7 protein-coding genes and 1 pseudogene are annotated in these 9,528 nt (G+C 41.8%); 4 read left to right on the top strand and 4 right to left on the bottom strand.

Features of this window, described 5'->3' with window-relative positions:
• A pseudogene (locus BVH02_RS21000) lies at positions 1-292 on the bottom strand (DNA damage-inducible protein D); the annotation flags it as partial.
• A gap of 595 nt (positions 293-887) precedes the next feature.
• Between BVH02_RS21000 and gldB the strand changes: the two are divergent.
• Positions 888-1,901, top strand: coding sequence for a gliding motility lipoprotein GldB (gldB, locus tag BVH02_RS20990; protein ID WP_086503435.1), 1,014 nt, complete (start codon positions 888-890; stop codon positions 1,899-1,901).
• A gap of 94 nt (positions 1,902-1,995) precedes the next feature.
• On the opposite strand, the gene BVH02_RS20985 is transcribed toward gldB, so the two are convergent.
• Genes BVH02_RS20985 through nth form a run of 3 tightly spaced genes read right to left on the bottom strand, consistent with a single transcriptional unit; the run spans position 1,996 to position 5,662 of the window.
• Positions 1,996-3,219 carry a glycosyltransferase family 4 protein gene (locus BVH02_RS20985; protein ID WP_086503434.1) on the bottom strand — a complete coding sequence of 408 codons (1,224 nt, stop codon included), beginning with the start codon at positions 3,217-3,219 and terminating at the stop codon, positions 1,996-1,998.
• A complete protein-coding gene (asnB, locus tag BVH02_RS20980) occupies positions 3,216-4,991 on the bottom strand; it encodes an asparagine synthase (glutamine-hydrolyzing) (protein ID WP_086503433.1) in 1,776 nt (591 codons plus the stop codon). Before asnB ends, BVH02_RS20985 begins: the two co-directional genes overlap by 4 nt.
• Positions 4,991-5,662, bottom strand: a complete 672-nt coding sequence (nth, locus tag BVH02_RS20975) for an endonuclease III (protein WP_086503432.1) — start codon at positions 5,660-5,662, stop codon at positions 4,991-4,993. The genes asnB and nth overlap by 1 nt, the downstream gene beginning before the upstream one ends.
• Positions 5,663-5,849: 187 nt before the next feature.
• Between nth and BVH02_RS20970 the strand changes: the two genes are divergently transcribed.
• The 3 genes from BVH02_RS20970 (at position 5,850) to BVH02_RS20960 (ending at position 9,439) form a co-directional block, all read left to right on the top strand.
• Positions 5,850-6,962 (top strand): P1 family peptidase, encoded by a 1,113-nt coding sequence (locus BVH02_RS20970; protein WP_086503431.1) that lies wholly within the window; start codon positions 5,850-5,852, stop codon positions 6,960-6,962.
• Positions 6,963-6,972: 10 nt separating this feature from the next.
• Positions 6,973-8,964, top strand: a complete 1,992-nt coding sequence (locus BVH02_RS20965) for a heavy metal translocating P-type ATPase (RefSeq protein ID WP_086503430.1) — start codon at positions 6,973-6,975, stop codon at positions 8,962-8,964.
• 115 nt (positions 8,965-9,079) lie between these two features.
• The gene (locus BVH02_RS20960; protein ID WP_086503429.1) at positions 9,080-9,439 is read left to right on the top strand and encodes a cupin domain-containing protein; all 360 of its coding nucleotides are present in this window, start codon (positions 9,080-9,082) and stop codon (positions 9,437-9,439) included.
• Positions 9,440-9,528 lie beyond the last annotated feature (89 nt).

Raw genomic sequence — 9,528 nt, 5'->3', positions numbered from 1 at the left:
CCTTTGATTGGCCTTTCAGGTCTTTGTTTTGCACATTCAAACCAGTCATCTCTGCCGCCAGATCCTTGGCTTTGATACTGATGGTTGGTAAAAAATCTGCAACAGGTCGACTTTCGGGCACACCCATTTTTCGTTTGAGCGTCTTGGTATTTAACCGAAATAATGCCTGATCGCCTTTGCTTCTGATAATAGCGAATCCCTTACTATCCACACCTCTTTCATACAAGATGCCTGACAGCTGCTTTTCTGTTTGGCTGAGCTTTTCTCTAGCTTTCACACGTTCGTATTCCAAAAGACGCTGCTCAACCAGCTCAGCTCTACGGGTCTGTACGGCAAAGTAATTTTAAGCAAATGAAATCTCCTCTTTACGACTATCACCATTTTGTGCGACTAGATAGCAAGCATAACGAGTAAGTAGGATGTCCTCTATCTCTTTTCTGCACCCTTGGGCATACGGATCGTTTTCCTGACGTCAGGAAAATGATATATCACCTCTTCACCCGCATTTTTGCACGCATCTTTGGCTTTTTGGATTACTTTTTCAAAGTTTTCCCACTTGCTGTAACCCAAGAGGTCTTGCAATTCTCTTGCGCTCCAACATTCTACCCTTCAATTTCCGCCGCAGCTGCTTCAAATTGAAAAAAAAGGGCTTTAATTTCTTCTGATTTCATGTTCTTTCTAGGTTAAAAATGAGTTTCAATAGTTAATTCTTTGCAGGAGAATATCAAGTGATTTTCTGCATATCAAGATGGTCAAATTCGAGATGGGTTAAGAAACTAAATCTAATCCATCACAATCATTTTTCAAATCAGTCTAACATAATTCATTCTTTGATACGTTCTCACTTCATTAAGCTCCAATTCCCTATTTTTGAAAAAAACTTATTCATGCGTCTTACCAGCACTCGATCTATATACTTTTCCCTTTTATTGATTTTAGCATTCGCCTGCGGCAAAAAGGAAGAAGGCTGTGCCCTTTCTTCAGAGATATTAAATCAAGATTTGACATTAAAAATCAATCGAATAGATAAGGACTTTTTCAATGCTAAAAACGCCAGTGATTTCAATTTTTTGATTGAGGAACACCCTGAATTTGCTAAGGAATACTTGCAAGTGGATCTTTATCCTAGTCCTGATAGCTTGGCTACGGAGCTTTTGAGAGTCCATCAAGATTCTGCCATGCGTGTACTTTTTGATTCAGTAGAGCATGTATATAGCGATTTTTCGGACGTGGAAAAAGAACTGGAAACAGCCTTCAAAGCTATCACATACTACTTTCCAGAATTCCAGATTCCTGAGGTTTACACTTTCGTTTCCGGCTTCAACTCGGACCTAATTGTCACAGATGAGATGATCGTCATAGGACTTGATTATTTTCTACCTCCATCCCATACTTTTCAGCCAGAACTACCGCGGTATATGGCTGAGCGATACGACAAGCCATTCATCGTTCCTATGATTGTAATGGCGATTTCTGCTAGATTTAATGAAACTAATCCCACAGATAATACCCTACTGGCAGAGATGATTTATTACGGCAAAACCTATCATTTTACCAAGGCTATTTTACCCTGCACCTCGGATCAATATATCATCGGATATACTCCTGAAGCAATTTCTGAGAGTTTTGACAATGAGGAATTGATCTGGTCCCATTTCGTGGAAAATGAGTTGCTCTATATCACCAACCCTTTTGAAATCAGGAAATATATAGGAGAGGCACCCTTCACTGATGCGATCAGCACCAATGCACCAGGTCGATTAGGAAGATGGTTGGGATGGAATATCGTGGACGATTATCAGTTTAATCAAGATGTTACTTTGGAGGAACTGATGGCTGAGCCAGATGCAGAGAAAATCTTTAGAGAATCTGGCTATAGACCCAGAAAAGCAGGCTCTTAAAACAAGTATTTAGTAAACTTGACAAATGTGATTAAGCGGAAACTCCTGCTTAAAAAAAGCTTTATAGCCAAAATCTGTTTCCAAAAACTCGATCTCAACCAGTCAAAATGATGAATTCATCTTCGGAATCAGGAGCTGTATTACTGGGGTCTATAACCTTACTGAGGTGAGAAATCGCCAATTCCTTAGTGAAATATTGCTCGGCCAGCTTCCTTGAGTTCTCACCCATTATTGCAAGTTCAGCTGGATCTAGTTCTAGTTTTTCCAGCTTCGCAAAAGCGGAATCAATTTTAGTCGGAAGACAGGAAATCCCGAGCTGATGAGTTTTCACCAAGTCATAAACCCATCCTTTGTGGTTGACCAAAATGGCCTTCCCAGCAGCCAGCGCATCAAAAAACTTATTTGGGCTGTTAGTTTTCAACACAGGCAAATGTGCAAACGAAATCCAAGCCAAGTCTGCCAAGCTGAGTACCTCATTAACTTTTTCCTTGGATCCAAAAGGAATAAAATGAACCTGAGTAAGTAATTTTTCCGCTGCAATTTCCCTAAGTCGAGCTTCGTGACTTCCTGATCCCATGATAAGAAATTGCCAATCTTTTCCGCATTTTTTTGCTTTTTCAGCAAGATCAAGAAGTTCCTCCACAGCATTTACTTTACCTAAAGCACCGGTGTATGCAACGGTCAATGAATTGTTCAACTCATATTTTTGGAGCAAATCAGCCCTTTTTTCCATTGGAAAAAACTGATCTAAGTCTGAGAAATTTGGGATTAAATGGATTTTCTGAATTGGTGTTACCTTTCTCAAATGATCTGCGATCCCTGGAGATAGTGCCACCAAACTTAGTGCATGTTGATAGATCTTTTTCTCTAGAGAAAATAGACTCCTCTTTAACAAGGGGTTTCTGATAGCTCCCGTTTCAATTGGCGCTTGTGGCCAGAGATCTCTTACTTCGAAAATATATGGAATAGCCAAGCTTTTTTTGGCCCAAAGTCCAAGTAATCCTGTCGTGAGTGGAGTGGAAGTCACATACAATACATCTGGCCTTGGAAGCTTTTTGATCAGTTTTTTGGCCTGACGAACATAGCTCAGAAAGGACAAAATTCGTTTGAAAAACCCAAACTTCTGATCATAGTGAACCGGTAAATAATGAACCTTGACACCTTCAATCCATCGCTGATCATAGCCATTATTTGCTCCGCCAGTGATCATTTCCACCTCGTGACCAGCGTCCACAAGTCCTTTTGCTAAATGATACGAACGCACAGCACCTCCCTCTTCTGGCGTTTTGTAATACTGATGGATATAGATGATCCTCATAGCCTATGCAATTTCACCCATTCTGCCAGAAGAAACAGATTATATAATGTTAAAAAATGATGTTTCACACCATGCTCCGGCTTAGCCGCCAGCACTCTCATCTTTGTAGGGAAATGCTCGCCATGAGTTTTCTCAAAAGCTTTGATCGAAGAAAAGACCCGCTTAGCGAATTCTCCATTTTCTGCAAACCACTCTTGGAGCGGTAGTCCAAAACCCATTTTCTTTCGCTCTGAAACCCAATGAAGGTCAAGTTCAGTTAGGAATTGTTTGATCCAAGGCTTGCCTTTCAGCAATTGTTCATCTTCTACATTTCTCCAAACATCCAGCATAGATGCATCCAAATACGGTGATCTACCTTCTATGCTGTGTGCCATTAAGGCATTGTCCTGAATCTTCAGCACATCCTGCACTAGATACACTTGCCTGTCAAAATCCAGCATCTGGATATAGTTGGGTAGGTTTTTATTGAAAACCCTATCGTAATCTAAAGCCAAGTCATTAGGAAGAATGTCCAACCCTGAAAAGTTTAAAAAGGTCCTTCGAGGATCAGAATCTATGGAAGAAATGAATTTCTGATACCCTCTCTTCAAAGGGATTTTCGCCAAAATACTTTGAAATTTAAGTAGCAAGCCCTTATGATTTTGGTAGAAATCAAACGCTTTATGTCGCTGATAACCTCCCCAAAGTTCGTCAGCACCTGCACCAGAAATTAAGACTTTTATAGACTTTTTGGCCTCCTTCCCTATCATCCAATTTAAGAATCCTGCCGAATCTCCTATTGGTTGATCCATACTTTTCAGGTAGTCCTCCCAATTTTCCCAGAAAGTGGCTTGATCGATTTTTATGAGATGATGGCTAGAGGGAACCTGCTTCGAAAAACGACTTGCAGCGTCTCCGTCCAAATATTTGTTTCTATATTTCTCCTGTACTTGGATGGTAAATGATGGCAACGGAATGCCAGTCTCTTTATACCAAAGCGCATATAGTAACGAGCTATCCGCTCCACCACTGAGCTGAACTCCCACAGGCACATCGGCATGAAATTGATTCAATACCGAGTCGGTGAGTGTTTCTTTGAAGGAATCGAAAGTAGGTTCGCAACTGAGCTTAGCACCATCTGGGATATGGTCCCAGCGAAATGCCGAATGATTCAAGATTTTACTATAAAGCCCAGGTTTCCATTCATGAATTCCCTGCAAAAAGGTGTTTCCTAAAAATGGTGCTCTGAGATAGAAATAAGGCTCAAGTTGCCTATTGTCTAAATCCGCAGACTTCAAACTTTGAATGCTTTTACATTCTGACGAAACGAGCAAGGTATCTGGATTTTGGGCATAATAGAGCGGTTTTTCACCATTGCTATCACGGGATACAAGCAGAGATTTCTCGGTCAAATCCACATAAATCAGGGCAAACATTCCCTGTAATTTTTCCAGACCTTTTATCCCAAAAACCCGAAGCACTTGCATCACTACCTCAGTGTCTGATTGGGTAATGAAGATGATACCCATCTGGATGAGAAGATTGCGAATTTCTTGATAATTATATAGTTCGCCGTTCCAAATCAACAGCGAACTTCCATCTGGAGACCAAAAAGGCTGATCTGCCTCAGAACCTGTATGTAGGATTTTTAGTCGATTTACCCCAATCCAAAGTCCAGGCCAAGGGCTAAAACTCGCTTGCTGATCGGGGCCACGATGCTGACTTTGTTGAAGCATGCTGTTGATTGCCTCCTCATTCGCTCCTTTACCCCATATCAGATGAATTCCGCACATTAATCTTCCGTTTCGACTTTGATGATCTTCCCTTGATTTTTTTCAAAATACTTGCACAAATGGGTCAAGGTGCATTCTTCACACTTGGGTCTTCGCGCCAGACAAACATATCTTCCATGCAAAATCAGCCAGTGATGTGCGATATGCACATACTCTTCAGGAATATGTCTAATGAGTTGCTTCTCGACTTCCAAAGGTGTTTTGGCAGTTTGTGAAACCAAACCAAGCCTTTTGGACACGCGAAAAACATGCGTATCCACGGCCATATTGGGCTGATTCCATACCACCGAAGTGATCACGTTCGCCGTTTTCCTGCCCACCCCGGGGAGCTTGATTAATTCCGGAACCGTGGAAGGCACTTCGCCTCCAAAATCTTCCATAAGCATTTTCCCCAAACCCAACAGATGCTTAGTCTTGTTGTTAGGGTAAGAAACGGATTTTATGTAGGGGAAAAGCTCGTCAAAATTCGAAGCCGCTAAAAAGGCAGGCTCGGGGAATTTCTCAAATAGAGCAGGCGTAATAATGTTAATCCGTTTGTCCGTACACTGCGCAGAAAGTACAACTGCCATCAGAAGCTGAAAAGGATTGTCGTATTTCAATTCCGTTTCCGCGATCGGCATATTTTCACGGAAGTGATTGATGATGGCTTCGTATCTCTCTTTTTTCAGCATTTTAATTTTATCTACTAATGGCTTCCTGCGAATTTAAAAGATGTGGTGCGCAATCCCATTTTTGAATAGAAATAGGTTAGATAATAGCAATAAAAAAAGGAAAAAAGCTATAATTCCACAGAGAGTTAAACTTGGTAAACATGTTAGCAAACATTTTATAAATTGGAATCTCATCCCTCACCTACCTATGAGATTTGCCGTATTAACCACACTCTTTTGCTTTACACTCACTTTTTCAGCCTACTCCCAATCCCGTCCCAGAGACCTTGGGATAACAATCGGAATCTTGCCGGTCGGGGAATATAATGCAATCACCGATGTACCTGGCGTGAAAGTGGGACATCTCACTAAAATAGATGGGAATAACATCCGGACAGGCGTGACAGCTATTTTACCACATGGTGAAAATATCTTTCAGCAAAAAGTGCCTGCGGCGATATACGTGGGAAATGGTTTCGGGAAACTTGCTGGATCCACACAAGTACAGGAACTCGGCAACATAGAATCTCCCATTATTCTTACTAACACGCTAAGTGTGGCTGCAGGGATCGAAGGCGCAGTAAGGTATTCTTTGGAACATAAAGGAAATGAAAATGCCCAATCTGTGAATGCTGTGGTCGGAGAGACGAATGATGGCTACCTGAATGATATCCGCGGAATGCATATTTCCTCCGAAGAAGTAATACAGGCGATAATGTCTGCTGAATCTGGAATAGTAAGTGAAGGAAATGTAGGAGCAGGGACAGGCACGGTTTGCTTTGGCTGGAAAGGGGGCATAGGAACTGCTTCCCGTAAACTTCCTGAGATTTTGGGAGGATACACGGTCGGCGTTCTTGTCCAGACAAATTTTGGTGGAAACCTTCAGATTGATGGAGTCGCTGTAGGAGAAAAATTGGGGAAATATCCTTTTCGTGATGCGATGGAGAAATCTGATGGTAGCTGCATGATAGTTGTGGCTACTGATGCTCCTGTGCTGGACAGAAACCTAGAGCGAATGGCAATGCGTGCCATGATGGGATTGGCCAAAACTGGCGGAATCGCTTCCAATGGCTCTGGCGATTATGTGATTGCATTCAGTACGGCTGAGGGACTTCGAATTCCGTATGAGTTGGAAGCCCAGACGTTGGAAAAAGCCGAATTCATACAGAATGACGATATGTCTTCGCTTTTTATGGCAGTGATTGAAGCGACAGAAGAGGCAATTATCAATTCGCTTTTCGCAGCTGAAACAATGACGGGTAAGGATGGCAATACCGTAGCAAAACTTCCAGTGGAACAGGTAATGAACTGGATGAAATAGAAATCATACTATGACGACAAAAAATACTAGTGAAAATTTGGTAGACGAAGATTGCTGCTCTCTGGATGCAAAGGTAAATCGAAATCCATCTGGGGAAGGCCATTCCGAAGACGATGGGCATGATCATTCAAATGGAGACCCAAGTTCTTTCCAGTTTTTTCTTCCTGCGATTTTTTCTTTTGTATTGATGCTCGCGGGCATTTTGATGGACAATGTTTTTCCTCAAAATTGGTTCACAGGCTATATAAGACTAGGCTGGTATCTGGTAGCCTACCTTCCTGTTGGGCTTCCTGTATTGAAAGAGGCATTCAAGAGCATTATCAAGGGAGATGTGTTTTCAGAGTTTTTCCTAATGGGAATTGCGACTTTAGGAGCTTTTGCAATTGGCGAATATCCTGAAGGAGTGGCGGTGATGCTGTTTTATTCCGTAGGAGAAGTTTTCCAAGGCATGGCAGTCAGCCGAGCCAAAACAAACATCAAAACTTTACTAGATCAGCGACCTGACGAGGTGACGATTTTGGAAGGAAATAGGGCCAAAACCATCAAGGCTTCGACCGCTAACATCGGAGATATCATTCAACTGAAGCCAGGTGAAAAACTTGGCTTGGATGGGGAATTACTTTCAGAAAAAGCTTCCTTTAACACCTCTGCTTTAACCGGAGAGAGCAAGCCGGATTCCAAAGAAAAGGGCGCCGTGGTTTTGGCAGGAATGGTGAATCTGAATACCGTCTCCCAAGTCAAAGTAACAACGGCTTATACGGACAGTAAGCTCTCCAGAATTCTGGAATTGGTACAAAATGCCACTGCGCAGAAAGCACCAACTGAATTATTCATCAGGAAATTCGCCAAAATCTACACGCCTATCGTGGTCTATTTGGCGATAGCCATCTGTTTTCTGCCCTTTCTATTTGTGGATGATTATGTCTTCAGTGATTGGTTATATCGCGCACTGATTTTCTTGGTGATTTCCTGTCCTTGTGGGTTGGTGATCAGTATTCCTTTAGGATATTTTGGGGGAATTGGAGCAGCCAGTAAAAATGGAATTCTGTTCAAAGGAAGTAATTTCCTAGACAGTCTCGCCGAGATCAAAGAGGTAGTGATGGACAAGACGGGTACGATGACCGAAGGGGTTTTCGATGTTCAGGAAGTTCATCTTCAGCCTGAATTTGAAGGCAGCAAAATCCTTGAATTTGTCAATTCACTTGAAAGTAAAAGCACGCACCCAATTGCCACGGCGATAAAGAATCATGTGGGAGAGATTGATTCCGAGATAATTCTAGAAAACGTAGAAGAAATTGCTGGACATGGCTTGAAAGCTCATGTTGACGGCAAGGAATTACTTGTCGGGAATTTCAAGCTGATGGACAAGTTTGACATCCCCTATTCTATCGATCCAAGCAGCATCGTTCACACCTTAGTTGCGATTGCCTACGGAGGAAAATTCGCAGGTTATTTAACTATTTCGGATAAAATAAAAGCGGATGCACAGACGACCATTGATCGCCTAAAATCTATGGGTATAGGCATCACGATGCTGAGTGGCGACAAAAACAATGTGGTCAAGTTTGTCGCTGATGAGCTAGGTATCCCCAATTCCTTTGGCGACTTGCTCCCAGAAGATAAAGTAGAAAAAGTCAAGGAGATTAAAGCTCAAAAAGGAACAGTTGCCTTTATTGGCGATGGGGTAAATGATGCGCCTGTGGTAGCTATTTCGGATGTGGGGATAGCAATGGGAGGTTTGGGATCTGATGCTACTATAGAAACTGCAGATGTAGTAATTCAGGATGATAGACCGAGTAAAATTCCGATGGCGATTTCTATCGGGAAGAAAACCAAAAAAATTGTTTGGCAGAATATAGGATTTGCCTTTGGGATAAAAGTGATTGTGTTGATACTTGGAGCACTGGGAATGGCTACCATGTGGGCGGCAGTTTTCGCTGATGTTGGAGTGGCCTTGCTGGCTATTCTAAATGCCATAAGAATTCAGAAGATGAAGTTTTGAAAATATATGCAAGGTGTGAGATGTCGGGTGACCGATGCGGCTGTAAGTAAAAATCTTTTAACTAGTAAGGTTTGTAAGTGGTAATAAGTAAAATGTTTCAAGTAAAATCGGGACTATGAAAAAGGTAAATATTAACGAGAAATTTGGGCTGATTAAGGAGCTTTGGACTCCAAAAATCATTGGAGAACTTAATGGCCAGGATGTGAAGCTGGCAAAAGTCAAGGGCGAGTTTGTCTGGCACAATCATACCGATGAAGATGAGCTTTTTTTGATTATAAAGGGATCGCTCAAGATTGATTTTGAAGGTGAATCGGTCACCCTAAATGAAGGTGAAATGCTCGTGATTCCTCGTGGAGTAGAGCATAGACCTGTTGCTGAAGAGGAAGCTTGGATATTGCTTTTTGAGCCTCAAAGCACCAAGCATACTGGTGATGTGAAGTCGGATTTGACGGTGGATAAGTTTGAGAAAATATAGATGTGAAGAAAAATATGAACTACCTACTCAACGAATTAAACTTTTTAATTGATGATTGGGAAGATAAAAATGGAATTCAAAGAAGTTTA

The organism is Algoriphagus ratkowskyi (genome assembly GCF_002150505.1).
Taxonomy (GTDB): domain Bacteria; phylum Bacteroidota; class Bacteroidia; order Cytophagales; family Cyclobacteriaceae; genus Algoriphagus; species Algoriphagus ratkowskyi.
Note: the sequence above shows the minus strand (reverse complement) of the source record. Positions and strands in the feature narration are given on the sequence as shown.

Coding starts and splice junctions, on each gene's coding strand:
- gldB (WP_086503435.1), top strand. CDS start 888: ATGCGTCTTACCAGCACTCGATCTATATACTTTTCCCTTTTATTGATT.
- BVH02_RS20985 (WP_086503434.1), bottom strand. CDS start 3,219: ATGAGGATCATCTATATCCATCAGTATTACAAAACGCCAGAAGAGGGA.
- asnB (WP_086503433.1), bottom strand. CDS start 4,991: ATGTGCGGAATTCATCTGATATGGGGTAAAGGAGCGAATGAGGAGGCA.
- nth (WP_086503432.1), bottom strand. CDS start 5,662: ATGCTGAAAAAAGAGAGATACGAAGCCATCATCAATCACTTCCGTGAA.
- BVH02_RS20970 (WP_086503431.1), top strand. CDS start 5,850: ATGAGATTTGCCGTATTAACCACACTCTTTTGCTTTACACTCACTTTT.
- BVH02_RS20965 (WP_086503430.1), top strand. CDS start 6,973: ATGACGACAAAAAATACTAGTGAAAATTTGGTAGACGAAGATTGCTGC.
- BVH02_RS20960 (WP_086503429.1), top strand. CDS start 9,080: ATGAAAAAGGTAAATATTAACGAGAAATTTGGGCTGATTAAGGAGCTT.